The organism is Ramlibacter sp. (assembly GCF_013697775.1).
GTDB lineage: Bacteria > Pseudomonadota > Gammaproteobacteria > Burkholderiales > Burkholderiaceae_C > Ramlibacter.
Map to the genome: position 1 here is coordinate 1 of NZ_JACCWG010000161.1, position 21,995 is coordinate 21,995.

Here is a 21,995-nt window from a genome sequence, read left to right on the forward strand (position 1 = left end):
AGGCGGCGCAGCGCGCCTCGGCGGCGGTGGTCAGCATCAACACCAGCAAGGCGCCCGAGCGCCATCCGTCCAACGACCCGTGGTTCCGCTTCTTCTTCGGCGAACAGGGCGCAGAGCCGCAGATGGGCCTGGGCAGCGGCGTGATCATCAGCACCGACGGCTTCATCCTGACCAACAACCACGTGGTGGAAGGCGCCGACGAGATCGACGTGGTGCTCAACGACAGCCGGCACGCGCGGGCCAAGGTGATCGGCACCGACCCCGACACCGACCTCGCCATCCTGAAGGTCGCCCTGGACCGGCTGCCGGTCATCACGCTGGGCAACTCCGACAGCCTGCAGGTGGGCGACCAGGTGCTGGCGATCGGCAACCCCTTCGGCGTCGGACAGACGGTGACCAGCGGCATCGTGAGCGCGCTGGGGCGCAACCAGCTGGGCATCAACACCTTCGAGAACTTCATCCAGACCGATGCGGCCATCAACCCCGGCAACTCGGGCGGCGCCCTGGTCGACGTGAACGGCAACCTGATGGGCATCAACACCGCGATCTATTCGCGCTCGGGCGGCAGCATGGGCATCGGCTTCGCCATTCCGGTGTCCACCGCCAAGCTGGTGCTGGAAGGCATCGTCAAGGAAGGCGTGGTCACGCGCGGCTGGATCGGGGTGGAGCCGGCCGAGCTCTCGCCCGAGCTGATGGAAACCTTCGGCGTGAAGGCCAAGAAGGGCGTGCTGATCACCGGCGTGCTGCAGAACGCGCCGGCTGCGCAGGCCGGCATCCGGCCCGGCGACGTGATCGTGGAGGTGGCGGGCAAGGACGTCAGCACCGTGTCGGAACTGCTCAGCAGCGTGGCGGGCTTGAAGCCGGGCGCGCCGGCGAAATTCCGCATCCAGCGGCGCGACGACACGAGCGAGCTCACTGTCACGCCCGGCAAGCGGCCCAAGCCCAAGCAGCAGCCGCAGGACCAGCGCCAGCCGCCCCAGCAGCGCTAATGGCGAATGGCGCTTACGGCTTCGCCGCCTCGGCGGGGTCGTCTTCCGGCGCTTTGGTGGTGCGCACGAACAGGTGCGCGCACACGATGCCGACCTCGTACAGGCCCCCCACCACCGCCAGCAGGATCAGCATGGAACCGGCATCCGGCGGCGTGACCAGCGCCGTGGCCACGGCCGCGAGGACCCAGAAGTACCCGCGCCAGGCGCGCAGCTGCGCCACCTGCACCACGCCCATGCGCACCAGCAGGATGACCGCCACCGGCACCTCGAAGGCCAAGCCAAAGGCCAGGAACATGCCCAGCACGAAGCTCAGGTACTCCTCGATGTCAGGCGCCGCCGTGATGCTCTTGGGCGCGAAGCCCTGGATGAACTTGAACACCTGGCCGAACACGAAGAAGTAGCAGAACCCGACGCCGATGAAGAACAGGATGCTGCTGGAGATCACCAGCGGCATCACCAGCTTCTTTTCGTGCGAATACAGGCCGGGCGCGACGAAGGCCCACACCTGGTAGAGCACGACCGGCAGCGCCAGCAGGAAGGCCGCCATGAACATGATCTTCAGCGGCACGATGAACGGCGAGATGACCGAGGTGGCGATCAGGGTCGCGCCCTTGGGCAGGTAGGCCACCAGCGGCGCGGCCAGCAGGTCGTACAGCGCCGACGGCCCGGGGTACAGCGCCAGCAGCGCCGCCATCACCCCCACCGCGAGGGCGGCCTTGATCAGCCGGTCGCGCAGCTCGAACAGGTGTTCGACGAAGGGCTGCTCGGTGCCTTCGAGTTCGTCTTTGGGATCGGGCGGGGAAGAGGACATGGGGAATCGTTGGCCGGCGCATCCGCGCGGAAAGAAGGAACAGGATCGCCGGCGCGGCCGCTCAGTTGAATTTTTGCGGCCGGTACTTCGCCACGCGCGCCGCGCCCGACAGCGCGCGGGTGCGCACACCGCTGCGCGCCTTGAACCAGTGCGGCACGGCGCCCTGCTTCAGGCGCCATTTCTTCTTCGGGTGCCGGTACTCGGGGAAACCAGGCGGCCGCTGGTCCAGCGCGGTGGAGGTCGCATCCTCCCAGTGCTTCTCGAAATCGGCGGCGGTGGAGTGGATGGAGGTTTCGACGTCGCGCGCGGCGGTCTCCACCGATTCCTTCATCTTGCGCAGCTCGTCCAGCTCCATCGAGCGGTTGACCTCCGCCTTCACGTCGTTCACGTAGCGCTGGGCCTTGCCCAGCAGCGTGCCGACAGTGCGCGCCACGCGCGGCAGTTTCTCCGGCCCGATGACGATCAGCGCCACGGCGCCGATGAGCATCATCTTCGAGAGGCCGAGGTCGATCATGGGCGCTGGGAAACCGCTCGGCTCAGGAACGGTTTTTGGCTTCGACGTCGATGGTGCCCTTGTCGACGGGCTGCTGCGCCGCCGTCACCTGGCCGGCGGGCGGCACCGGCGTGTCGGGCGCGGAGCCGTCGCGCATGCCGTCCTTGAACCCCTTGACGGCGCCGCCGAGGTCTCCGCCCATGTTCTTGAGCTTCTTGGTGCCGAACACCAGCACGACGATCAACAGCACGATCAGCCAGTGCCAAATGGAAAACGAACCCATGGTGTCTCCTACGGACGCGACAGTAATGCAATGAGGTGGATTCTAGACCCGCGCCGGAAGTTCACTTGCGGCAAAGTGCCGAGCTCAAGCTCAGCCTTTCTTCCACGGGCGGGGGCCGCCGATCACGTGGAAGTGCAGGTGGTGCACCTCCTGGCCGCCGTGTTCGCCGACGTTGGACACCAGCCGGAAGCCGCCGTCCGGGTACGGCACGCAGCCCTCCTGCTGGGCCAGCTGGGGCACCCGCGCCATCATGCGCCCGAGCATCGCCGCGTGGCGCTCCTCGACGTGGGCAATCGACACGATGTGCTCCTTGGGAATCATCAGGAAGTGCACCGGCGCCCACGGGTTGATGTCGTGGAAGGCGAACATCTCCTCGTCTTCGTAGACCTTGCGCGAGGGGATCTTGCCCTCGGCGATCTTGCAGAAGATGCAGTTCGGGTCGGAATGGCTCATACCGGTGGCTCTTTCAAGAGGGCATGCGCAGGCTGTCGAAGCGCAGCCAGCCGCGCACGAAACGGTACACGTACCAGGCGCCGATCACGAACCAGGCGGTCGCGCCCGGCACGAAGAACAGCAGCCACAGCGGGCTGGACACCAGCAGCCACAGCATCGTCCACCAGAAGGTGGAGATCATGTAGTCGTGGTGCGCCGTGTACAGCGCGTCGTGTTCGTCGCCGCGCTTGACGTAGTTGATGATCAGCGCCACCACCGACGCCGACCACAGCGTGAACGGCGCCACGGCGTGCATGGCGTACAGCACGTTCATCATGGTGCGGTCGCCCGAGGTCTTCGCGTCGATGGTGGTGATGTCCTGCTGTCCGCCCATGCGTCGGTTCATTCGCCTGCTCCTTCGCGCCCGAGCGCCTTGCGCAGGGCTTTTTCTTCCAGACCACTCATGCCTTCGCGGCGCTCCAGTTCGGCGATCACGTCGGCCGGCGACAGGCCGTAGTGGGCCAGCGCGATCATCGAGTGGAACCACAGGTCGGCCACCTCGCCGACCAGCTTGTGCGGCGCGCCGCCATGGTCCGCGTCCTTGGCAGCCATGACCACCTCGGTGGCTTCCTCGCCGATCTTCTTGAGGAAGGCGTCCGGGCCCTTGTGCAGCAGCCGCGCCACGTAGCTGGCCTCGGGGTCGCCGCCATTGGCGGGCTTGCGGCTTTCGATGATGGCGGCCAGCCGGGCGAGCGAATCGTTGGAGCGCATGGTGCTCAGGTGTAGATGGCCGAGGGATCTTTCAAGACCGGCTCGACCGCATGCCAGGCGCCGTCCTTGTAAAGATGGAAGAAGCAGCTGTGGCGGCCGGTGTGGCAGGCGATGGACGGATCGTGCCCGTGCTGGGTGACTTTGAGCAGCAGCACGTCGTTGTCGCAGTCCATGCGGATTTCGTGCACCTGCTGCACGTGGCCCGATTCCTCGCCCTTGAACCACAGCCTCGCGCGCGAGCGGCTGAAGTACACGGCGCGCCCGAGCGCCGCGGTCTCGCGCAGGGCTTCGCGGTCCATCCAGGCGAACATCAGCACGTCGCCGGACGACGCTTCCTGCGCAATGACGGGGACCAGCCCCTGGGCGTCCCACTTGATTTCGTCCAGCCAATCCATGGCGCTATTAGAGCCGAACCGGAATGCCGCGCTCGGCCATGCGCGCCTTGGCCTGGCCCACGGTGTATTCGCCGTAGTGGAAGATGCTGGCAGCCAGCACCGCGTCGGCACCGCCCTGCTGGATGCCGTCGGCCAAGTGGTCCAGGTTGCCGACGCCGCCCGAGGCGATCACCGGCACCGGCACCGCGTCGCTGACGGCGCGGGTGAGTTCCAGGTCGAAGCCGGCCTTGGTGCCGTCGCGGTCCATGCTGGTCAGCAGGATCTCGCCGGCGCCGCGCCGCGCCATCTCGGCGGCCCACTGCACCGCGTCCAGGCCGGTGTTGCGGCGCCCGCCGTGGCTGTACACGTCCCAGCCCGGCCCGCGGGTGGCGGCCTCGCCGGCGCTGCGCCGCTTGGCGTCGATCGCCACCACGATGCACTGCGCGCCGTACTTGGCCGACGCCGCGGTGATCACGTCGGGATTGGCGATGGCGGCGGAATTGAAGCTGGTCTTGTCCGCACCCGCGTTCAGCAGGCGCCGCACGTCTTCCACCGTGCGCACGCCGCCGCCCACCGTGAGCGGAATGAACACCTGCGAGGCGACGCCCTCGATGATGTGCAGGATCAGGTCGCGGTCGTCGCTGGTGGCGGTGATGTCCAGGAAGGTGAGTTCGTCGGCGCCCTGCTCGTTGTAGCGCGCGGCGATCTCCACCGGGTCGCCGGCGTCGCGCAGTTCGAGGAAGTTGACGCCTTTGACGACGCGCCCGCCGGTGACGTCCAGGCAGGGAATGATGCGTTTTGCGAGCATGCCGCCATTCTAGGTTTCATCGCCGGGCAGGCCGCGGCTACTCGGCCGCGATGCCGCGTGCCTTGATCAGGGACGCCAGCATCTCGGATTCGCGGTTCAGCAGCGTCTTGAAGCCGCGCTGGTCCAGCCATTGCGGTTCGGCCGCGAAGGTCGCGAAGCGCTGGCGCACGTCGGCGTCCACGAGCGCCTTGCGCACCGCGTTGCCCAGCGTGCCGACCACGTCGGCCGGCGTCGCCGGCGGAGCCCACAGGCCATACCAGATGTCCAGCTCGGAGGCCTTCACGCCCTGTTCGGCCAGCGTGGGCGTCTCGGGGAAGAAAGGCGAGCGGCGTGCGCTGGCCACCCCCAGCAGCTTGACCTTGCCGGCCCGGATGAAGGGCAAGGCACTTCCCGGGTCGAAGACGAAATCCACCTGCCCGGAGGCCACGTCCTGCAGCGCGGGCGCGGCGCCGCGGTAGGGAATGTGCGTCACGAAGATCTGCGCCTGCTGCTTGAACAGCTCGCCCGCAAGATGCGGAGGCGTGGCATTGCCGGCCGACGCATACGTCATGCGGCCGGGCGTCGAACGCGCCTGGGCGACCAAGGCTCGCGCGTCGCTGCCGGGCAGGTCGGGGCGGGCAACGAGGTACAGCTGGCTGGACGCAACGGCGCAGACGGGCTGCAGGTCGCGCGACGGCACCAGCTGCGATTTGTAGAGCCACGGATTGGCCGTCTCCACACCGGTGGGCGCGAACAGGAAGGCCTGCCCCTCGCCGCCGGCACGCGCCACTTCCAGCGCCGCGATGTTGCTGCTCGCGCCGGGCCGGTTCTCGATGGTGATCTGCTGGCCTATGTCGGCACCGACCTTTTGCGCCATGAGGCGCGCCATCACGTCGGTGATGCCGCCAGGCGGATAGCCCACGACCCAGCGGATCGGGCGCGTCGGCCACGCGGGCTGGGCTCTGACCGTGCCCAGCCCGGCCAGCAGCGCGGGCACGGCCAGCATGGCCGTGCGGCGGGACGTCTTGTTGCTCTCGTTCACGTGGGTCCTCCCTGTTGTCGTTCGTTGTTGCTATGCGTTGTCCGTCATTCCAGGCCGCTGCCCAGCTGGTCGCGCAGCACGTGCTTCAACACCTTCCCCGAGGCATTGCGCGGCAGCTGCGCCATGAACACCAGCCGTTGCGGCAGCTTGAAGCCGGCCAGCCGGTCGCGCGCGAACGCGCGCAGCTGCTCCAGCAGCAGGTGCTCGCCCTGGCGGCGCACGACCACGGCCGTCACGGCCTCGCCCCAGCGGGGATCCGGGCAGCCGATGACCGCGACGTCGGCGATGGCGGGATGCGCGGCCAGCACGTTCTCGACTTCCGCGGGAGACACCTTCTCCCCGCCGGTGTCGATGACGTCCTTGATCCGGTCGCGCACGTACAGGAATCCTTCCTCGTCCAGCGAGCCCAGGTCGCCGGTCTGCAGCCAGCCGTCCAGCACCGTGGATGCCGTCGCCTGCGTGTTGCCCCAGTAGCCAAGCATGCATTGCGGCCCCCGGTAGACGATGTGGCCGACGGCGCCCGCGGCCACCGCCTTGCCGCGCTCGTCCACGACACGGATCTCGCCCGTGTCGAATGCCTTGCCGCACGACAGCAGGCGCCGCCCGGCCTCGATTTCCGCGGGGTCGAGCGCGGTGAACATGCCCGTGCTCTCGGTCATGCCGTACACGTGGTACATGCGGGCGCGGGGAAACGCGGCGCGCGCGCGCGCGATCAACTCCTCGGGCATGGCGGAGGCGCCGAAGCACAGGGCGCCGAGCGACTCCACGTGCACGCACCTGCGCTCCATTTCCTCGGTCACCATGCGGATCACGGCCGGGACCAGCAGCGTCTTGGTGATCCGGTGCTGCACCATGGCGTCGACGATCGCCGCGGCCTGCACCTCGCCGTGCAGGAAGATGTGCGCGCCCGAGATGAGCGAGAACAGCGCCCAGTCGACGCCGGCGATGTGGAACAGCGGAAGGCACACCAGCGCCCGGTCTTCCGGGTTGAACGCCCCGAGCGCGCGCGCGCCGGTCTGCGCGATGGACGCGATGTTGGCGTGCGTCAGCATCACGCCCTTGGGCTTGCCCGTGGTGCCGGAGGTGTACATCTGCAGCAGCACGGCGGTTGCTTCCGCGCGCTGCGGCGATGCGGCCGCCGCGCCCTGCGCCTCCGGCGCGCGCCCCAGGCTCTCGGCCGCGTCGAGCGAGCCGAAGCGGCCCGGCACGCCAGCCATGCCGGCGGAGTCCGCCACGATGCGGCTCGGCGCGCAGTCGTCCAGGATGCCGCCGATCTCCGACGGCGAGAGCCGCGTGTTGATCGGCACCAGCGCGGCGCCGATGGCGCAGCAGGCCAGCAGCAGCTCGAAGAACCAGGGTCCGTTCTTGGCCACCAGCGCGATCCTGTCGCCCGGCTGCACGCCGGCGGCGCGCAGCCATTGGGCGACGTCGTCGGCGCGCTGGAGCAGTTCCCCGTAGGAGATCGCGGGTCCGTCGCCGAAGGTGATGGCGGGTGCATCCACCCCCCCCGGGTGCTGCTTCACCATGTCCAGGAAATTCATACCGAGGTCACTCCACGAAAATGCGGGCAATCGAGCCGATCGAGCAGTACATGACGTCCCGGTGCCAGCCGGCGGAGAGGAACATCCCATTGGCGGTGGTGCTCTGCGTGGCGACGCGGCCTATCTCGGCCCCGGTCTCCACGTCGAGCAGCACCAGTTCGTCGCGACCGCGCTGGAAGTCGTTGACCATCACTTCGCCGGTGTCCGGAAAGAGGATCATCTGCATGGAAATGCGGCAGGGCTTGGCCCATAGCTTCTCGAAGCCGCCGGCCGTGTGGCGCCAGCCGCCGATCCAGCCGTTGCCCGTGTCGAAGCCGATCGCGACCTGGCGCACCGGGTCGAACCCCGGCGGGCTGAAGATGCTGCCGCGCGGCAGGCCGAACATGTCCAGCACCTCCATCCGGGCCCCGTCCGCAGTGTTCGCCGTGTCGATGCGGATCAGCTTCTGCGGGCTGGACGCGAGGCCGTGGAACGCGGCGCCCCGGCGCGGGCGCACGGCACCGACCTGCGGCGTGGAGAAGATCGCCACATTGGCTTCGTTGTCGCCGTTGTCCTGGCACCAGCACGCGCCCGGGGTGATGCACGAATCCCAGGAAAAGGATTGCGCGTCGTCCGGCAGCGTGCGGTAGAGCGGCTGCCAGCCCTCGTCCAGCGCCAGCGTGCCGCTCTCGTAGCGGTACCTGTAGAAATGGTGGCTGCCCGGCACGTACACCCGCTGGCCGCCGGCGTCCGTGCCCATCGCGATGCGGCCCATGGACACCTCGGGAATCGCGATCTCCGGGCCGACCTGCTCCAGCCGCTCGGCCTCCAGCACGACGAACTTCGAGGCGCGCGAAGCGTCGCGCTCGATGTTCTTCATGACCAGCATGCCGTCGTGCATCACCAGCAGGCTGTTGTATGCCGCGTCCTGCGGCAGCACCGCCTGGGCGACGACCTGGCAGTCCCTGTCCAGCTTGAAGCACCGGTTGCCGTTGTTCGCGTACAGGTAGCCGTTCTCGTGCACCACGATCCCGCCGCACCAGGTGTGCCCGCCCGCCGGCAGCCTGGGCGACGCGGAAATGGTCTCCAGCGTCAGCGGATCGAGCCGTTCCACCGCGGCATAGCGCTCGGCGCTGTCCAGGTGGTTGTTGTAAAGCAGGTATAGCTCGCCAGGAGCGCGCAGCACCATCATGACGTTCCACTCGCCGTTGTGGCGCGTCACCTGGGCCAGCCGCTCGCCCTGGCGCAAGCCGATGCCCGCCGAACGGGGCGCCTTCTGCCGGCGCGGTCCGCCGCACTCGGCGGGCCACGGGCTGTCGTAGTAGCCGGGTATCCGGCCTTCCCTGTCTATCATTGGTCTCACCGCCCTGAATTTACCCAAGGGTAAGATTAATTCTCCCATGAGAAAACTCCATACCCCAGAAGATCGCTCGGATACCCCGGCCAACTTCCGCTGGGGACCGGGCAATGCGGCGCCCGATGCGGTCCAGGAACAAAAGCGCGAAGCCATCCTCGCCGCGGCGGCGGAGCTGTTCAACCGCAATGGCTACATGCGCACCTCGCTGACCGACGTGGCGCAAAGCCTGGCGCTCACCAAGGCGGCGCTCTACTACTATTTCAAAGACAAGCAGAGCCTCTTGTTCGCCTGCTCGCTGGTGGCCCACCAGGGTGCCCAGCGCGTGGTGGAAGAGGCTTTGCGCGACGACGGCGGCGCGAACGGCCTGCAGGGTCTTTCCGTGTGCCTGCAACGCTATGCACTGCACGTGATGGACGGAAACTTCCAGTCGGTGATGTTCCTGGACTCGCGCGAATTCAGCGACGAGCAGGTGACCCAGGTCCTGGGATGCCGCGACGCTTTCGACCGCGGCCTGCGCGAGCTCATTCAGCGGGGGGTGGACGACGGCTCGATCCGCCCCTGCGATCCCAAGCTGGCTTCACTCACGCTGCTGGGGGCGGTGAACTGGATCGCGCGCTGGTACCGACCCGGCGGCGCCCTGTCCATCGAGGCGGTCGCCGAGCAGGTGGTCAGCTACGCGCTCACCGGCATCGCGACGCCGGCGGGCGTCAGCTCGCCAGCTGGTCGGCGCGCTCCTGCGCCTTGACGAAGTCCAGGTCGCCGGAATAGATGGCGCGCCCGCAGATCACGCCCTCGATGCCTTCGGCTTCCACCGCGCACAGCTTCTCGATGTCGGCCATGTTGGACAGCCCGCCCGAGGCGATGACCGGGATGCTGAGCGACTGCGCCAGCTTCACCGTGGCCTCGATGTTGATGCCGGTCAGCATGCCGTCGCGGCCGATATCGGTGTAGACGATGGAGTCCACGCCGTAGTCCTCGAACTTGCGCGCGATGTCCACCACCTCGTGGCCGGTGAGCTTGCTCCAGCCGTCGGTGGCGACCTTGCCGTCCTTGGCGTCCAGCCCCACGATCACGTGGCCGCCGAACGCGGTGCAGGCGTCCTTCAGGAAGCCCGGGTTCTTCACCGCGGCGGTGCCGATGATCACGTAGCGCAGCCCGGCGTCGATGTATTTCTCGATGGTGTCCAGGTCGCGGATGCCGCCGCCCAATTGCACCGGGATGTCGTCGCCCACCGCCCGCAGGATGCTCTTGATCGCCGTCATGTTCTGCGGCTTGCCGGCGAACGCGCCGTTCAGGTCCACCAGATGCAGGCGGCGCGCGCCCCTGGCCAGCCAGTTGCGCGCCATGGCCGCGGGGTCCTCGCTGAAGATGGTGGCTTGGTCCATGTCGCCCTGTTTGAGGCGCACGCAATGGCCGTCTTTCAGGTCGATCGCTGGTATCAGAAGCATAAAGGTCGGGCGGGGCAGGAACCCGCAGGGCGAGGGTCAGGGCATCCAGTGAAGGAAGTTGCGATAAAGGGCGAGTCCCTGGTCGGCGCTTTTTTCAGGGTGGAACTGGGTCGCGAAAATATTATCGCGGGCAACCGCGGCGGTAAAGCGGGGGCCGTAATCGGCTTCCCCTACGCTGTGGCGTGCATCCGACGGGCGGGCATAGTAACTATGCACGAAGTAGAAGTAGCTACCGTCCGCGACACCGTCCCACAAGGAATGCGGTTGTGCCTGCCAGACCTGGTTCCAGCCCATCTGGGGCACCTTGTAGCGGCTGCCGTCGGGCTGAAGCTGCGATTCCAGGTCGAAGCGCAGCACCTCGCCGGGGATCAGCCCCAGCCCATCCGTGGGTCCTTCGTGGCTGCGGTCCAGCACCATCTGCATGCCCACGCACACGCCGAACAGCGGCTTGGCGGCGGCCGCTTCCAGCACCGATTCCTGCAGGCCGGACTCGCGCAATTCGCGCATGCAGTCCGGCATGGCGCCCTGCCCCGGCAGCACCACGCGTTCGGCCGCGCGTACTTCCTCGGGGCGCGCCGTCACCACCACCTCGAAGCCGGTGGCCTGGGCCACATGCCGCACCGCCTGGGACACCGAGAACAGGTTGCCCATGCCGTAGTCCACGACGGCGACGGTCCTGCGGCTCAAAGCGAGCCTTTCGTGGACGGAATGGTGCCGACCGCGCGCGGGTCGATCTCCAGCGCGAAGCGCAGCGCCCGGGCGAACGCCTTGAACACGGTCTCGCACTGGTGGTGCGCGTTCTCGCCGCGCAGATTGTCGATGTGCAGCGTGACGAAGGCGTGGTTGCAAAAGCCTTGGAAGAATTCGTGCGCCAGCTGGGTGTCGAAGGTGCCGATCATGCCGCCCTTGAACGGCACGTTCATCACCAGCCCGGGACGGCCGGAGAAGTCGATCACCACGCGCGACAGCGCCTCGTCCAGCGGCACGTAGGCATAGCCGTAGCGGCGGATGCCCTTCTTGTCGCCCACCGCCTGCAGGACCGCCTGGCCGAACGTGATGCCCACGTCTTCCACCGTGTGGTGGCCGTCGATGTGCAGGTCGCCGTCGGCCGCGATGTCCAGGTCGATCAGCCCGTGGCGGGCGATCTGGTCGAGCATGTGGTCGAAAAATCCGATGCCGGTGGCGAGCTTCGCCTGGCCGGTGCCGTCCAGGTTGACGCGCGCGGTGATCCTGGTCTCCGCGGTGTTGCGGGTGACCTGGGCGATCCTGGGGCCGGCGGCAGTGGAGGTGGCGATGTCGGTGGTCATAGCGAGGCTTGCAGGGCCGCCAGCATCTGGGCATTCTCGTCGGCGGTGCCGACGGTCAGGCGCAGGCAGTTGGCCAGCAGCGGGTGCATTTTAGAAACGTTCTTGACCAGCACGCCGCCGGCCTTCAGGGCCTCGAACGCGCGGTCGGCGTCGGGCAGCCGCACCAGCACCATGTTGGCGTCGCTCTGCCAGGCTTTCACGCCCGGCAGCGCCGCCAGCGTGCGCTGGATGCCTTCGCGCTCGTGGCGCAGGTCGCGCGCCTGGGCGGCGAACACGGCCTCGTGCTCCAGCGCGAACAGCGCCGCCTCGGCATTCAGCACGCTGATGTTGTAGGGCGGGCGCACCTTGTCGATTTCGGCCACCAGCGCCTGCGGGCCCATCATGTAGCCGATGCGCACGCCGGCCAGGCCGAACTTGCTCATGGTGCGCATCAGCAGCACGTGCTCGTGGCGCGCCACGCGGTCGATGTAGCTGCGGCTGGAGAACGGCTGGTAGGCCTCGTCGATCACCACGAAGCCGGGTGCGGCGGCGACGACCTTCTCGATCACGGCGTCGTCCCACAGGTTGGCCGTGGGGTTGTTCGGATAGGCCAGGTAGACGATGGACGGCTGGTGCTGCTCGATGGCTTCCAGCATGGCGCGCTCGTCCAGTTCGAACTCCGGCGTCAGGTCCACGCCGATGAACTTCAGGCCCTGCAGCTGCGCGCTCATGCCGTACATGACGAAGCCCGGCAGCGGCGCCAGGATGGAGGCACCCGGCAGGTCGCAGGCCATGGCCAGCAGCGAGATCAATTCATCCGACCCGTTGCCCAGCATCAGGCTGAAGCCGGCCGGCATGCGGGCGTGCCTGGCCAGCGCCTCGCGCAGCGCCTGCACGCGCTCGCCGGGGTAGCGGTTCAGCGCCACTTCGGCCAGCCGCTCGCCGAGAGCACGCCGCAGTTCGGGCGGCAGCCGGTGCGGGTTCTCCATCGCGTCCAGCTTGATCATGCCGCGCGCATCCTGCACGGTATAGGCGTGCATCGACTTCACGTCCTGGCGGATGCGGGTGGCGATCAGGGTGTCGAGGCGATTGCTCATGCGGTGGATGCCGGTGGTGGGTCGTCGGGAATGTCAGCGCTTCAGGCGCATTTCGGCGGCGCGCGCGTGGGCCTGCAGCCCCTCGCCGTGCGCGAGGATGGAGGCGACCGCGCCCAGCGTCTGCGCGCCGGCCTCGCTCACCTCGATCAGGCTGCTGCGCTTCTGGAAGTCGTACACGCCCAGCGGGCTGGAAAAACGCGCCGTGCCGCTGGTGGGCAGCACGTGGTTGGGGCCGGCGCAGTAGTCGCCCAGCGATTCGCTGGTGAAGCTGCCCAGGAAGATGGCGCCGGCATGGCGCAGCTGCGGCTCCCAGCGCTGCGGCTCGGTGCTGGCGATTTCCAGGTGCTCGGGCGCGATGCGGTTGCTGATGGCGCAGGCCTCGTCCAGCGAGCGCGTGAGGATCAGCGCGCCACGGCCGTTGAGCGATTTGGCGATGATCTCCGCGCGCGGCATCTCCGGCAGCAGCCGGTCGATGGCGGCCTGCACCTCGTCGATGTAGACAGCGTCGGGGCACAACAGGATGCTTTGCGCCAGCTCGTCGTGCTCGGCCTGCGAGAACAGGTCCATCGCCACCCAGTCGGCCGGCGTGCTGCCGTCGGCCAGCACCAGGATCTCGCTGGGCCCGGCGATCATGTCGATGCCGACCTGGCCGAACACGCGGCGTTTCGCGCTCGCCACGTAGGCGTTGCCCGGGCCGGTGACCTTGTCCACGCGCGGCACGGTCTGGGTTCCGTAGGCGAGCGCCGCCACCGCCTGCGCGCCGCCGATGGTGAAGATGCGCGTCACGCCCGCCACGTAGGCGGCGGCCAGCACCAGCGGGCTCTTCTCGCCGCCCGGCGTGGGCACCACCATGATGATCTCGGGCACGCCGGCCACGTGCGCCGGAATGGCGTTCATCAGCACCGAGGACGGATACGCCGCCTTGCCGCCCGGCACGTAGATGCCCACGCGGTCCAGCGGCGTGACCTTCTGGCCCAGCAGCGTGCCGTCGGCATCGCGGTAGCTCCAGCTTTCGCCGCAGGCCTTCTTCTGCGCCTCGTGGTAGCTGCGCACGCGCACCGCGGCAATCTGCAGCGCCTCGCGCTGCGCGCCGGGCAGCGCGTCGAACGCCGCCTTCAATTCGTCGGCCCGCAGCTCCAGTTCCGGCAGCGACGCCGCGGCCAGCCGGTCGAAGCGCTGCGTGTACTCCAGCACCGCCGCGTCGCCGCGCTTGCGCACGTTGGCCAGGATGGATGCCACCGCCTGCTCCACTTCGCCGTCGGTCTCGTCCGACCAGTGCAGGCGCTGCTGCAAGGCGGCATCGAAGCCGGCGTCGGCGGTGGACAGGCGAAGCGGGCGGGCGGAAAAGGTCATGGCCTCAACGTCAAGGATTCAACGCTGCGCGGTCGCGGCGGCGAACGCGTCGATCAAGCGGCGGATCGGCTCCTGTTTGAGCTTGAGCGCGGCCTGGTTCACCACCAGCCGCGAGCTGATGTCCATGATGCGCTCGACTTCCAGCAGGTGGTTGGCCTTGAGCGTGCCGCCGGTGGACACCAGGTCCACGATGGCGTCGGCCAGGCCGGTGAGAGGTGCCAGTTCCATGCTGCCGTACAGCTTGATCAGGTCCACGTGCACGCCCTTGGCGGCGAAGAATTCGCGCGCGATGTTCACGTACTTGGTGGCCACGCGCAGGCGCGCGCCCTGGCGCACCGCGCTGGCGTAGTCGAAGTCGGCGCGCACCGCCACGCTGACCCGGCACTTGGCGATCTTCAGGTCCAGCGGCTGGTACAGGCCGCCGCCGCCGTCCGCGCCGTACTCGATCAGCGTGTCCAGCCCGGTCACGCCCAGGTCGGCGCCGCCGTACTGCACGTAGGTCGGCACGTCGGTGGCGCGCACGATGACCACGCGCACGTCCGGCAAGTTGGTCGAGAGGATCAGCTTGCGCGAGGTCTCGGGGTCTTCCAGCACGGCGATGCCGGCCGCTTTCAGCAGCGGCAGGGTCTCGTCGAAGATGCGTCCCTTGGACAGCGCGAGGGTGATCATCCGTTCTGCTCTTATTTAATCCGCTCGATGTCGGCGCCGATGGAGCGCAGCTTGTCTTCCATGCACTCGTAGCCGCGGTCCAGGTGGTAGATGCGGTCGACCAGCGTCTCGCCGTCGGCCACCAGGCCGGCGATCACCAGGCCGGCGGAGGCGCGCAGGTCGGTCGCCATCACGGTGGCGCCGGACAGCTCCTGGGTGCCGTCGATCGCCGCCGACTTGCCGTCCACCTGGATGCGCGCGCCCAGGCGAACCAGTTCATTGACGTGCATGAAGCGGTTCTCGAAGATGGTCTCGGTCACCTTGGACGAGCCTTCGGCCACCACGTTGAGCGCCATGAACTGCGCCTGCATGTCGGTGGGAAAGCCCGGGTACTCGGTGGTGCGGAAGCTCTGCGCGCGCATGCGGCCCTGGGCCCGGATGCGGATGCCTTCTGGCACGCTCTCGATCTGCGCGCCGGCATCGCGCAGCTTGTCGATGACGGCGTCCAGGTGATCGGCGCGCGCGCCGCGCAGCAGCACGTCGCCGCCGGCGGCTGCCACCGCGCACAGGAAGGTGCCCGCCTCGATGCGGTCGGGCACCACGGCGTGGGTGCAGCCGTGCAGGCGCTCCACGCCCTGGATGCGGATGCGGGCGGTCCCGTGGCCCTCGATCTTCGCGCCCATCTTGATGAGCATCTCGGCCAGGTCAATGATTTCCGGCTCCTGCGCCGCGTTCTCCAGCACCGTCTCACCCTCGGCCAGCGTGGCGGCCATCAGGAAGTTCTCGGTTCCGGTGACGGTGACCATGTCGGTGGTGATGCTCGCGCCCTTCAGCCGCTCGCGGCCCTTGGGCAGCTTGGCGATCATGTAGCCGTGCTCAACCGTGATGTCGGCGCCCATGGCCAGCATGCCCTTGATGTGCTGGTCCACCGGGCGCGAGCCGATGGCGCAACCGCCCGGCAGCGACACCGTGGCCTCGCCGAAGCGCGCCAGCAGCGGGCCCAGCGCCAGCACGGCGGCGCGCATGGTCTTCACCATCTCGTAGGGTGCTTCGGGAAAGCTCAGCGGCCCGGCGTCGAGCCGCACGTCGCCGTTTTCCAGCACGTCGGCCTTGGCCGCCATGTTGCGGATGAGCTTGAGCATGGTGGCCACGTCGTGCAGGCGCGGCACGTTCTCGAGGATCACGGGATCCGAGGTGAGCAGCGCGGCGCACAGTTCGGGCAGCGCCGCATTCTTGGCGCCGGAAATCCGGAGTTCGCCATTGAGCTGGCGGCCCCCGCGGATCAGAAGCTTGTCCATCGCAATCCAGTGTGGTTGCCGCCCCGCGGGGCGGCGGTCATTCGGGGGTCGACGCCGCCCATTCGGCGGGCGTCATGGTTTTCATCGACAGGGCATGGACCTCGTCGGTGTGCATTTTCGCACCGAGCGTGACGTAAACGCGCTGGTGGCGCTGGATCGCGCGCTTGCCCTCGAATTCGGGGGAAACGATCACGGCCTGCCAGTGGCGGCCGTCGCCCTCGACCTCGATGTGGTCGCACTGGAGGCCGGCGGCGATGATGTCGCGCAGTTGGTCGGCGGTCATGGTCATCCTCTGATCTTGTAGCCGATGCGCAGCAGGTGCACGGCCACCCCGCCCACCACCAGCATCGCCGTGCCGACGACGCCCAGGCTCAGCCAGGGCGACACGTCGCTCACGCCGAAGAAGCCGTAGCGGAAGCCGTCGATCATGTAGAAAAACGGGTTGAGGTGGCTCACACCCTGCCAGAACGCGGGCAGCGAATGGATGGAATAGAACACGCCCGACAGGAACGTCATGGGCACGATCACGAAATTCTGGAAGGCCGCCATCTGGTCGAACTTCTCGGCCCACAGGCCGGCAACCAAGCCCAGCGCGCCCAGCATGCCGGCGCCCAGCACGGCGAACACCAGAATCCAAAGCGGCGCGGCGAAGCCCAGCGGGGTGAACCATACGGTGACGAAGAGGACGCCGAGGCCGACCGCCAGCCCGCGGACCATGGACGAACCCACGTAGGCCACGAACCAGCTCCAGTGCGACAGCGGCGTGACGAGCACGAACACCAGGTTGCCCATGATTTTGCTCTGGATCAGCGACGACGAGCTGTTGGCGAAGGCGTTCTGCAGCACGCTCATCATCACCAGGCCGGGAACCAGAAAGGCCGTGTACTCGATGCGGTCGTACACCTTCACGTGCCCTTCCAGCACGTGGCCGAAGATCAGCAGGTACAGCAGCGCCGTGAGCACCGGCGCGGCCACCGTCTGGAAGGCCACCTTCCAGAAGCGCAGCACCTCCTTGTACAGCAGGGTCTCCCAGCCGGTCACAGGGGCACCTCGGCAGCCATCGCCTCTTGATACGCGCCCCGGTCGGCCATGACGTCCAGGAACACGTCCTCCAGGTCCGCCTTGCGGACTTCCACGTCCTCGACCCGCAGCCCGGCCTGGCGGATCACGGCCAGGTACTGCTCGATCTCGTGCGCGTCGTGCGCGGGCAACTGCACGATGCGGCCGGTGACGCGCGCCTTGCCCTGGAATGCCGCCGGCAGCGCGCCGTCGAGCTTGAAGCGCAGCACGTTGCTGGACGCGGCCTTCAGCAGGTCGCTGGTGCGCTCCAGCGCCACCACGCGGCCCGCCTTCAGCATGGCGATGCGGCCGCACAGCGCCTCGGCCTCTTCCAGGTAGTGCGTGGTCAGCAGCACGCTGTGGCCTTCACGGTTCAGCCTGGCGATGAACTGCCACAGGGTCTGGCGCAGCTCCACGTCGACGCCGGCGGTGGGCTCGTCCAGCACGATCACCGGCGGGCGGTGCACCAGCGCCTGGGCCACCAGCACGCGGCGCTTCATGCCGCCCGACAGCTGCCGCATGTTGGCGTCGCCCTTGTCGGCCAGGCCCAGGCTGTGCAGCAGCTCGTCGATCCAGGCGTCGTTCTTGCGAAAGCCGAAGTAGCCCGACTGGATGCGCAGCGCCTCGCGCACCGTGAAGAACGGGTCGAACACCAGCTCCTGCGGCACCACGCCCAGCTGCCGGCGCGCCTGCGCGTAATCGGCCTGCACGTCGAAGCCGCGCACGGTGATGCTCCCACCGCTGGCGCGCGCCAGGCCGGCCAGGATGCTGATGAGGGTGGTCTTGCCGGCGCCGTTCGGGCCGAGCAGCCCGAAGAATTCGCCTTCGGCGATGTCGAAGCTGACGCCGTCGAGCGCATTGAAGGGACCGCGTGCGCCTGGGTAGATCTTGGAGACGGATTGGAACGAGATCGCGGTCATGGGAACCGGCCATTCTAGCCAGCGGCACCCGGCGTCGCCGGGCAGCACGCCAGAGACCTACGGCGCGGACGGCAGCAGGTCGGCCACGCCGTAGAGCATGGCCAGGTCGTGCAGGCGCCGCGGCATGCGGCTGACCAGCAGGCGCTTGCCGAGCGCCAGCGCCTCGCGCCGGCAGTCCAGCAGCACGGCCAGCGCGGACGAATCGAAGCGCTCCAGGGCCGAGGCGTCGGCCACCGCCTGGTCGCCGGGCTGCGCGCGCAGCGCCTGGGCCAGCATGCGGCAGCAGGCGGTCGCCTGCTCGTGCATCAGTTCGGCCGGCAGCACCAGCATGGCCTGCGCTGGCGCCATGCGTCAGCCCTTCTTGGCCGGACCCGCGGCGTTGGTCTTGTTGCGCTCGGCCAGCGAGGCGATCAGCCCGTCCACGCCCTTGGCGTTGATCTCCTGGGCGAACTGGCTGCGGTAGGTATCGACCAGCCACACGCCCAGCACGTTCAGGTTGTAGATCTTCCAGCCGGCCCCCTGGCCGGGCGTCTTCTCCAGCCGGTAGTCCAACTGGATCGGGTCGCCGCGTCCGCGGACTTCGGTGCGCACGATCACCTCGGTGTCGGCCGGCTCGGCGCGCAGCGGCTTGACGCTCACCGTCTGGTCGCTCACCTGCGCCAGCGCGCCCGAATAGGTGCGCACCAGAAGCGTCTTGAATTCGTCCTGCAGGCGCTTTTGCTGCTCCGGCGTGGCCTGCCGCCAGGCCGGGCCGACCGCCGCGGCGGTCATGCGGCGGAAGTCCACGTTGGGCATGAGCCTGCTGTCCACCACTTGAAGAACACGCTCCAGGTTGCCGGCCTGCAAAGCCTTGTCGCTGCGGATCTGCTGCAGCACTTCATCGGACAGCCGCTTGATCAGGGCGTCCGGCGCCTCGTCGGCCGCCTGCGCCGGCACATGCACCATGGCCAGCAGCGCCAGGGAGGCGGCCGCCAGGCGGCCCAGGAATCGTCGGTTCATTCGCTCACCTTCATTTGTCTTGCACGCAAGCTTGGGGATTCAACGCGACGGTGCGGCAGGAGCCTGTGGGACGGCGCCCTGTCCGGCCGACGGCGCAGCCCCCGCGGGGACGGCCGGATCGTCTTCGCGCGGCACCTGGCCGTCCGTCGGCGACGTCGGCTGCTGGCCGTCCGACGCCGGCAACTGGCCGCTGTCCGGACTGCCGGACGGCGCGGGCTTGTTCTCGAACACCTGCGCGCGGCGGCGCTGCAGGTGCGCATCGCGCGTGAAGCTGTACTTGTCCAGCGCGGCCTGGTCCAGCACCGAACTGGCGCGCAGCAGGTTGGAGCGCTGGTCCACGATGCGCAGGCCGTACAGGACTTCGCGCGCCGGGTCGGCGTTCAAGTAGGAAAGCGGGTCGCCCTTGCGGTCGAGCGGCAGTGCCAGCGTGTCGCGCAGCGTGGAGGGGCCAAGAAACGGCAGCACGATGTACGGGCCGGCAGGCACGCCCCAGCGCCCCAGCGTCTGGCCGAAGTCCTCGCGGTGGCGCTCGATGTTCAGCTCGCTGGCCACGTCGATGAGGCCACCAAGGCCGAACAGGGTGTTGACGTTCACCCGCATGAAGTTCTCGGCGGCGTTCTGCAGCTTCAGCTGCAGCGCGCTGTTGACGGCCGACCAGAGGTCGCTCAGGTTGCCGAAGAAGTTGGCCACGCCGGTGCGGATCAGCGGCGGCACGCCTTCGCGGTAGGCCGTGGCCACCGGCTTGAGCACCACCGCGTCCACGCCTTCGTTGAAGACCGAGATGTGGCGGTTCATGGGCTCGAACGGGTCGCGCGGATCGGCGTTGGGGCCGGTGGCGCAGCCCGCCAGGGCCAGGGCGGCCAGCAATGCGGCCGCCGCGGCGCGGTGGGGAACGAGCGGGAAGGCGAGTGGGTTGTACATCATTTCTTGGCAGGCGCCTGCGCCGCGTTGCCGCCGTCGGCGGCCTTGTTGTAGAGGAACTGGCCGATCAGGTTTTCCAGGACGACGGCGGACTGGGTGGAGGCGATGGTATCGCCGGCAGCCAAGACCTTTTCGTCGGCCCCGGCTTCGATTCCGATGTACTGCTCGCCCAGCAGGCCGCTGGTGAGGATTTTCAGCGAGCTGTCCTTCGGAAACCTGTGGCGGCTTTGCAACGCCAGCGTCACGCGGGCTTGGTAGCCCTTGTCGTCGAAGGCGATGGAGTCGACCCGGCCGACCACCACGCCGGCGCTCTTCACGGCCGCGCGCGCCTTCAGGCCGCCGATGTTGTCGAATTTGCCGACCACCGCGTAGGTGGACTCGAAGTTCAGGCTCAGCAGGTTGGCCGCCTTAAGCGCCAGGAACACGAGGGCGGCCGCGCCCAGCAGCACGAACAGGCCGACCCAGATGTCATTTTTCGAACGTTCCATATTTACCTCAGAGGCTGAACATCATCGCGGTGAGCACGAAGTCCAGGCCCAGCACCACGAGTGAAGCGGTCACCACGGTGCGCGTGGTGGCGCGGGAGACGCCTTCGGGCGTGGGCACCGCCAGGTAGCCCTGCAGCAGCGCGATGAAGGTCACGGCCACGCCGAACACGAAGCTCTTGATGACGCCGTTGCCGACGTCCTTGAGCACGTCCACGCCGCCCTGCATCTGGCTCCAGAAGGCGCCCGGGTCCACCCCGATCAGCAGCACGCCGACAACATAGCCCCCAAGGATGCCGACCGCGCTGAACACCGCCGTCAGCAGCGGCATGGCGATGACGCCGCCCCAAAAGCGCGGCGCCAGGATGCGCTGCACCGGGTCGACCGCCATCATTTCCATGGCGGAGAGCTGCTCGCCCGCCTTCATCAGCCCGATTTCGGCGGTGAGCGCGGTGCCGGCGCGGCCGGCGAACAGCAGCGCCGTGACCACCGGCCCCAGCTCGCGCACCAGGCTCAGGGCCACCAGCAGCCCCAGCGCCTCGGACGAGCCGTAGCGCTGCAGGGTGTAGTAGCCCTGCAGGCTCAGCACGAAGCCGACGAACAGGCCCGACACCGTGATGATGGCCAACGAGTAGTTGCCCAGGAAATGGATCTGGTCGCGCACCAGCCCGAAGCGGCGCAGGCAGGCACCCGACAGCGCCAGCAGGCGCACGAACAGCCGCGACCCATAGCCCAGGCCGGCGAGCCGGGAGCGCACCGCGAAGCCGACGGCCGAGGGTCCCCAGCTCATCGCAGCCCCGCGCTGAAATCCTCGGCCACGCCGGGGCCGGGGTAGTGGAAGCGCACCGGACCTTCGGGCTCCGCATTCACGAACTGGTGCACCAGCGGATCGGTGGAGCGGCGCATCTCCTCTGGCGTGTCCTGCGCCGCCACCTTGCCGTTGGCCAGCACGATCACGCGGTCGGCGATGCGGAAGGTTTCCTCCAGGTCGTGCGAGACCACGATGCTGGTGATGCCCAGGGTGTCGTTCAGGCGGCGGATCAGCTGCGCGGCCGTCCCCAGCGAGATCGGGTCGAGTCCGGCGAACGGCTCGTCGTACATCACCAGGTCAGGGTCGAGTGCAATGGCCCGCGCCAGCGCCACGCGCCGCGCCATGCCGCCGGAGATTTCGCCGGGCATCAGGTCGCGCGCGCCGCGCAGGCCGACGGCGTTGAGCTTCATCAGCACGATGTCGCGCACCAGCGCCTCGGGCAGGCCGGCGTGCTCGCGCAGCGGGAACGCCACGTTGTCGAACACGCTCAGGTCGGTGAACAGGGCGCCGAACTGGAACAGCATGCCCATGCGGCGCCGGATGGCGTACAGGCTTTTCTGGTCCAGCGTGCCGACCTCCCGGCCGTCGAACAGCAGCGTGCCGCGTGTGGCGCGCAATTGGCCGCCGATCAGGCGCAGCACCGTGGTCTTGCCCCCGCCCGACGCGCCCATGAGCGCCGTCACCTTGCCACGGGGCACGGTGAAGCTCACGTCGTCGAGGATCAGGCGCTGGCCGTAACCGAAGCTCAGGTTGCGGCATTCGACCAGCGCATTCGGGTCGGATTCGGTCATCCAGGGGATTGGGGGGAAAC

General features: G+C 68.4%; 29 protein-coding genes. 2 read left to right on the forward strand and 27 right to left on the reverse strand.

Features of this window, described 5'->3' with window-relative positions:
* Positions 1-989 (forward strand): trypsin-like peptidase domain-containing protein (locus H0U68_RS07895; RefSeq protein WP_296354335.1); only part of this gene is annotated, 989 nt, incomplete at its 5' end.
* 13 nt (positions 990-1,002) lie between these two features.
* Here the strand turns inward: H0U68_RS07895 and tatC are convergent.
* From tatC to H0U68_RS07950, 11 genes are all read right to left on the reverse strand, one after another.
* Positions 1,003-1,800: a twin-arginine translocase subunit TatC gene (gene tatC, locus H0U68_RS07900; RefSeq protein ID WP_296354337.1), complete on the reverse strand. Its 798-nt coding sequence runs from the start codon at positions 1,798-1,800 to the stop codon at positions 1,003-1,005.
* 61 nt (positions 1,801-1,861) lie between these two features.
* Positions 1,862-2,314 (reverse strand): Sec-independent protein translocase protein TatB, encoded by a 453-nt coding sequence (gene tatB / locus H0U68_RS07905; protein WP_296354339.1) that lies wholly within the window; start codon positions 2,312-2,314, stop codon positions 1,862-1,864.
* A 22-nt stretch (positions 2,315-2,336) separates the two neighbouring features.
* Positions 2,337-2,576, reverse strand: a complete 240-nt coding sequence (gene tatA, locus H0U68_RS07910) for a Sec-independent protein translocase subunit TatA (protein WP_296354341.1) — start codon at positions 2,574-2,576, stop codon at positions 2,337-2,339.
* A 90-nt stretch (positions 2,577-2,666) separates the two neighbouring features.
* The gene (locus tag H0U68_RS07915; RefSeq protein WP_296354343.1) at positions 2,667-3,029 is read right to left on the reverse strand and encodes a histidine triad nucleotide-binding protein; all 363 of its coding nucleotides are present in this window, start codon (positions 3,027-3,029) and stop codon (positions 2,667-2,669) included.
* Between the two features lie 13 nt (positions 3,030-3,042).
* Positions 3,043-3,414, reverse strand: a complete 372-nt coding sequence (locus H0U68_RS07920) for a hypothetical protein (RefSeq protein WP_296354345.1) — start codon at positions 3,412-3,414, stop codon at positions 3,043-3,045.
* A complete protein-coding gene (locus H0U68_RS07925) occupies positions 3,411-3,779 on the reverse strand; it encodes a phosphoribosyl-ATP diphosphatase (RefSeq protein WP_296354349.1) in 369 nt (122 codons plus the stop codon). Before H0U68_RS07925 ends, H0U68_RS07920 begins: the two co-directional genes overlap by 4 nt.
* A gap of 5 nt (positions 3,780-3,784) precedes the next feature.
* The gene (gene hisI, locus H0U68_RS07930) at positions 3,785-4,174 is read right to left on the reverse strand and encodes a phosphoribosyl-AMP cyclohydrolase (protein WP_296354350.1); all 390 of its coding nucleotides are present in this window, start codon (positions 4,172-4,174) and stop codon (positions 3,785-3,787) included.
* A gap of 7 nt (positions 4,175-4,181) precedes the next feature.
* Positions 4,182-4,961, reverse strand: coding sequence for an imidazole glycerol phosphate synthase subunit HisF (hisF, locus tag H0U68_RS07935; RefSeq protein WP_296354352.1), 780 nt, complete (start codon positions 4,959-4,961; stop codon positions 4,182-4,184).
* Positions 4,962-4,998: 37 nt separating this feature from the next.
* Complete coding sequence (locus H0U68_RS07940; protein WP_296354354.1) at positions 4,999-5,982, reverse strand: tripartite tricarboxylate transporter substrate binding protein; 984 nt, start codon at positions 5,980-5,982, stop codon at positions 4,999-5,001.
* A 44-nt stretch (positions 5,983-6,026) separates the two neighbouring features.
* Entirely contained in the window at positions 6,027-7,523 is a 1,497-nt protein-coding gene (locus H0U68_RS07945; protein WP_296354356.1) for an AMP-binding protein, read from the reverse strand.
* A gap of 7 nt (positions 7,524-7,530) precedes the next feature.
* Positions 7,531-8,856 carry a hypothetical protein gene (locus H0U68_RS07950; protein ID WP_296354359.1) on the reverse strand — a complete coding sequence of 442 codons (1,326 nt, stop codon included), beginning with the start codon at positions 8,854-8,856 and terminating at the stop codon, positions 7,531-7,533.
* 46 nt (positions 8,857-8,902) lie between these two features.
* Here H0U68_RS07950 and H0U68_RS07955 point away from each other — a divergent pair, with 46 nt between their 5' ends.
* Positions 8,903-9,604: a TetR/AcrR family transcriptional regulator gene (locus H0U68_RS07955; RefSeq protein WP_296354360.1), complete on the forward strand. Its 702-nt coding sequence runs from the start codon at positions 8,903-8,905 to the stop codon at positions 9,602-9,604.
* On the opposite strand, the gene hisA is transcribed toward H0U68_RS07955, so the two are convergent.
* Genes hisA through H0U68_RS08035 form a run of 16 tightly spaced genes read right to left on the reverse strand, consistent with a single transcriptional unit; the run spans position 9,567 to position 21,975 of the window.
* Positions 9,567-10,307, reverse strand: coding sequence for a 1-(5-phosphoribosyl)-5-[(5-phosphoribosylamino)methylideneamino]imidazole-4-carboxamide isomerase (gene hisA, locus H0U68_RS07960; protein ID WP_296354362.1), 741 nt, complete (start codon positions 10,305-10,307; stop codon positions 9,567-9,569). The genes H0U68_RS07955 and hisA overlap by 38 nt on opposite strands.
* Positions 10,308-10,343: 36 nt before the next feature.
* Complete coding sequence (gene hisH / locus H0U68_RS07965; protein ID WP_296354364.1) at positions 10,344-10,994, reverse strand: imidazole glycerol phosphate synthase subunit HisH; 651 nt, start codon at positions 10,992-10,994, stop codon at positions 10,344-10,346.
* The gene (gene hisB / locus H0U68_RS07970; RefSeq protein WP_296354366.1) at positions 10,991-11,614 is read right to left on the reverse strand and encodes an imidazoleglycerol-phosphate dehydratase HisB; all 624 of its coding nucleotides are present in this window, start codon (positions 11,612-11,614) and stop codon (positions 10,991-10,993) included. The genes hisH and hisB overlap by 4 nt, the downstream gene beginning before the upstream one ends.
* A complete protein-coding gene (gene hisC / locus H0U68_RS07975; protein ID WP_296354368.1) occupies positions 11,611-12,690 on the reverse strand; it encodes a histidinol-phosphate transaminase in 1,080 nt (359 codons plus the stop codon). The genes hisB and hisC overlap by 4 nt, the downstream gene beginning before the upstream one ends.
* A 33-nt stretch (positions 12,691-12,723) precedes the next feature.
* Complete coding sequence (gene hisD, locus H0U68_RS07980; RefSeq protein ID WP_296354370.1) at positions 12,724-14,043, reverse strand: histidinol dehydrogenase; 1,320 nt, start codon at positions 14,041-14,043, stop codon at positions 12,724-12,726.
* A gap of 18 nt (positions 14,044-14,061) precedes the next feature.
* Positions 14,062-14,712, reverse strand: coding sequence for an ATP phosphoribosyltransferase (gene hisG / locus H0U68_RS07985; RefSeq protein ID WP_296354372.1), 651 nt, complete (start codon positions 14,710-14,712; stop codon positions 14,062-14,064).
* Positions 14,713-14,723: 11 nt separating this feature from the next.
* Positions 14,724-15,989: a UDP-N-acetylglucosamine 1-carboxyvinyltransferase gene (murA, locus tag H0U68_RS07990; RefSeq protein WP_296354374.1), complete on the reverse strand. Its 1,266-nt coding sequence runs from the start codon at positions 15,987-15,989 to the stop codon at positions 14,724-14,726.
* A gap of 37 nt (positions 15,990-16,026) precedes the next feature.
* The gene (locus tag H0U68_RS07995; RefSeq protein ID WP_296354376.1) at positions 16,027-16,272 is read right to left on the reverse strand and encodes a BolA/IbaG family iron-sulfur metabolism protein; all 246 of its coding nucleotides are present in this window, start codon (positions 16,270-16,272) and stop codon (positions 16,027-16,029) included.
* Between the two features lie 2 nt (positions 16,273-16,274).
* Positions 16,275-17,030 (reverse strand): ABC transporter permease, encoded by a 756-nt coding sequence (locus H0U68_RS08000; RefSeq protein ID WP_296354378.1) that lies wholly within the window; start codon positions 17,028-17,030, stop codon positions 16,275-16,277.
* The gene (locus H0U68_RS08005; protein ID WP_296354380.1) at positions 17,027-17,968 is read right to left on the reverse strand and encodes an ABC transporter ATP-binding protein; all 942 of its coding nucleotides are present in this window, start codon (positions 17,966-17,968) and stop codon (positions 17,027-17,029) included. Before H0U68_RS08005 ends, H0U68_RS08000 begins: the two co-directional genes overlap by 4 nt.
* A 57-nt stretch (positions 17,969-18,025) precedes the next feature.
* On the reverse strand, positions 18,026-18,298 hold the full coding sequence (locus H0U68_RS08010; protein WP_296354463.1) for an STAS domain-containing protein: 273 nt from the start codon (positions 18,296-18,298) through the stop codon (positions 18,026-18,028).
* A 21-nt stretch (positions 18,299-18,319) separates the two neighbouring features.
* Positions 18,320-18,967, reverse strand: coding sequence for an ABC transporter substrate-binding protein (locus tag H0U68_RS08015; RefSeq protein WP_296354384.1), 648 nt, complete (start codon positions 18,965-18,967; stop codon positions 18,320-18,322).
* Positions 18,968-19,006: 39 nt separating this feature from the next.
* Positions 19,007-19,891, reverse strand: coding sequence for a VacJ family lipoprotein (locus H0U68_RS08020; RefSeq protein WP_296354386.1), 885 nt, complete (start codon positions 19,889-19,891; stop codon positions 19,007-19,009).
* A complete protein-coding gene (mlaD, locus tag H0U68_RS08025) occupies positions 19,888-20,376 on the reverse strand; it encodes an outer membrane lipid asymmetry maintenance protein MlaD (RefSeq protein ID WP_296354388.1) in 489 nt (162 codons plus the stop codon). Before mlaD ends, H0U68_RS08020 begins: the two co-directional genes overlap by 4 nt.
* Before the next feature lie 7 nt (positions 20,377-20,383).
* Positions 20,384-21,163, reverse strand: a complete 780-nt coding sequence (gene mlaE, locus H0U68_RS08030) for a lipid asymmetry maintenance ABC transporter permease subunit MlaE (RefSeq protein WP_296354390.1) — start codon at positions 21,161-21,163, stop codon at positions 20,384-20,386.
* Positions 21,160-21,975: an ABC transporter ATP-binding protein gene (locus H0U68_RS08035; protein WP_296354392.1), complete on the reverse strand. Its 816-nt coding sequence runs from the start codon at positions 21,973-21,975 to the stop codon at positions 21,160-21,162. Before H0U68_RS08035 ends, mlaE begins: the two co-directional genes overlap by 4 nt.
* Positions 21,976-21,995: the final 20 nt, after the last annotated feature.

Excerpts from the sequence above, each read along its gene's own strand:
- tatC (WP_296354337.1), bottom strand. The coding sequence starts at position 1,800 with ATGTCCTCTTCCCCGCCCGATCCCAAAGACGAACTCGAAGGCACCGAG.
- tatB (WP_296354339.1), bottom strand. The coding sequence starts at position 2,314 with ATGATCGACCTCGGCCTCTCGAAGATGATGCTCATCGGCGCCGTGGCG.
- tatA (WP_296354341.1), bottom strand. The coding sequence starts at position 2,576 with ATGGGTTCGTTTTCCATTTGGCACTGGCTGATCGTGCTGTTGATCGTC.
- H0U68_RS07915 (WP_296354343.1), bottom strand. The coding sequence starts at position 3,029 with ATGAGCCATTCCGACCCGAACTGCATCTTCTGCAAGATCGCCGAGGGC.
- H0U68_RS07920 (WP_296354345.1), bottom strand. The coding sequence starts at position 3,414 with ATGAACCGACGCATGGGCGGACAGCAGGACATCACCACCATCGACGCG.
- H0U68_RS07925 (WP_296354349.1), bottom strand. The coding sequence starts at position 3,779 with ATGCGCTCCAACGATTCGCTCGCCCGGCTGGCCGCCATCATCGAAAGC.
- hisI (WP_296354350.1), bottom strand. The coding sequence starts at position 4,174 with ATGGATTGGCTGGACGAAATCAAGTGGGACGCCCAGGGGCTGGTCCCC.
- hisF (WP_296354352.1), bottom strand. The coding sequence starts at position 4,961 with ATGCTCGCAAAACGCATCATTCCCTGCCTGGACGTCACCGGCGGGCGC.
- H0U68_RS07945 (WP_296354356.1), bottom strand. The coding sequence starts at position 7,523 with ATGAATTTCCTGGACATGGTGAAGCAGCACCCGGGGGGGGTGGATGCA.
- H0U68_RS07950 (WP_296354359.1), bottom strand. The coding sequence starts at position 8,856 with ATGATAGACAGGGAAGGCCGGATACCCGGCTACTACGACAGCCCGTGG.
- H0U68_RS07955 (WP_296354360.1), top strand. The coding sequence starts at position 8,903 with ATGAGAAAACTCCATACCCCAGAAGATCGCTCGGATACCCCGGCCAAC.
- hisA (WP_296354362.1), bottom strand. The coding sequence starts at position 10,307 with ATGCTTCTGATACCAGCGATCGACCTGAAAGACGGCCATTGCGTGCGC.
- hisB (WP_296354366.1), bottom strand. The coding sequence starts at position 11,614 with ATGACCACCGACATCGCCACCTCCACTGCCGCCGGCCCCAGGATCGCC.
- hisC (WP_296354368.1), bottom strand. The coding sequence starts at position 12,690 with ATGAGCAATCGCCTCGACACCCTGATCGCCACCCGCATCCGCCAGGAC.
- hisD (WP_296354370.1), bottom strand. The coding sequence starts at position 14,043 with ATGACCTTTTCCGCCCGCCCGCTTCGCCTGTCCACCGCCGACGCCGGC.
- hisG (WP_296354372.1), bottom strand. The coding sequence starts at position 14,712 with ATGATCACCCTCGCGCTGTCCAAGGGACGCATCTTCGACGAGACCCTG.
- murA (WP_296354374.1), bottom strand. The coding sequence starts at position 15,989 with ATGGACAAGCTTCTGATCCGCGGGGGCCGCCAGCTCAATGGCGAACTC.
- H0U68_RS07995 (WP_296354376.1), bottom strand. The coding sequence starts at position 16,272 with ATGACCGCCGACCAACTGCGCGACATCATCGCCGCCGGCCTCCAGTGC.
- H0U68_RS08005 (WP_296354380.1), bottom strand. The coding sequence starts at position 17,968 with ATGACCGCGATCTCGTTCCAATCCGTCTCCAAGATCTACCCAGGCGCA.
- H0U68_RS08010 (WP_296354463.1), bottom strand. The coding sequence starts at position 18,298 with ATGCTGGTGCTGCCGGCCGAACTGATGCACGAGCAGGCGACCGCCTGC.
- H0U68_RS08015 (WP_296354384.1), bottom strand. The coding sequence starts at position 18,967 with ATGAACCGACGATTCCTGGGCCGCCTGGCGGCCGCCTCCCTGGCGCTG.
- H0U68_RS08020 (WP_296354386.1), bottom strand. The coding sequence starts at position 19,891 with ATGATGTACAACCCACTCGCCTTCCCGCTCGTTCCCCACCGCGCCGCG.
- mlaD (WP_296354388.1), bottom strand. The coding sequence starts at position 20,376 with ATGGAACGTTCGAAAAATGACATCTGGGTCGGCCTGTTCGTGCTGCTG.
- mlaE (WP_296354390.1), bottom strand. The coding sequence starts at position 21,163 with ATGAGCTGGGGACCCTCGGCCGTCGGCTTCGCGGTGCGCTCCCGGCTC.
- H0U68_RS08035 (WP_296354392.1), bottom strand. The coding sequence starts at position 21,975 with ATGACCGAATCCGACCCGAATGCGCTGGTCGAATGCCGCAACCTGAGC.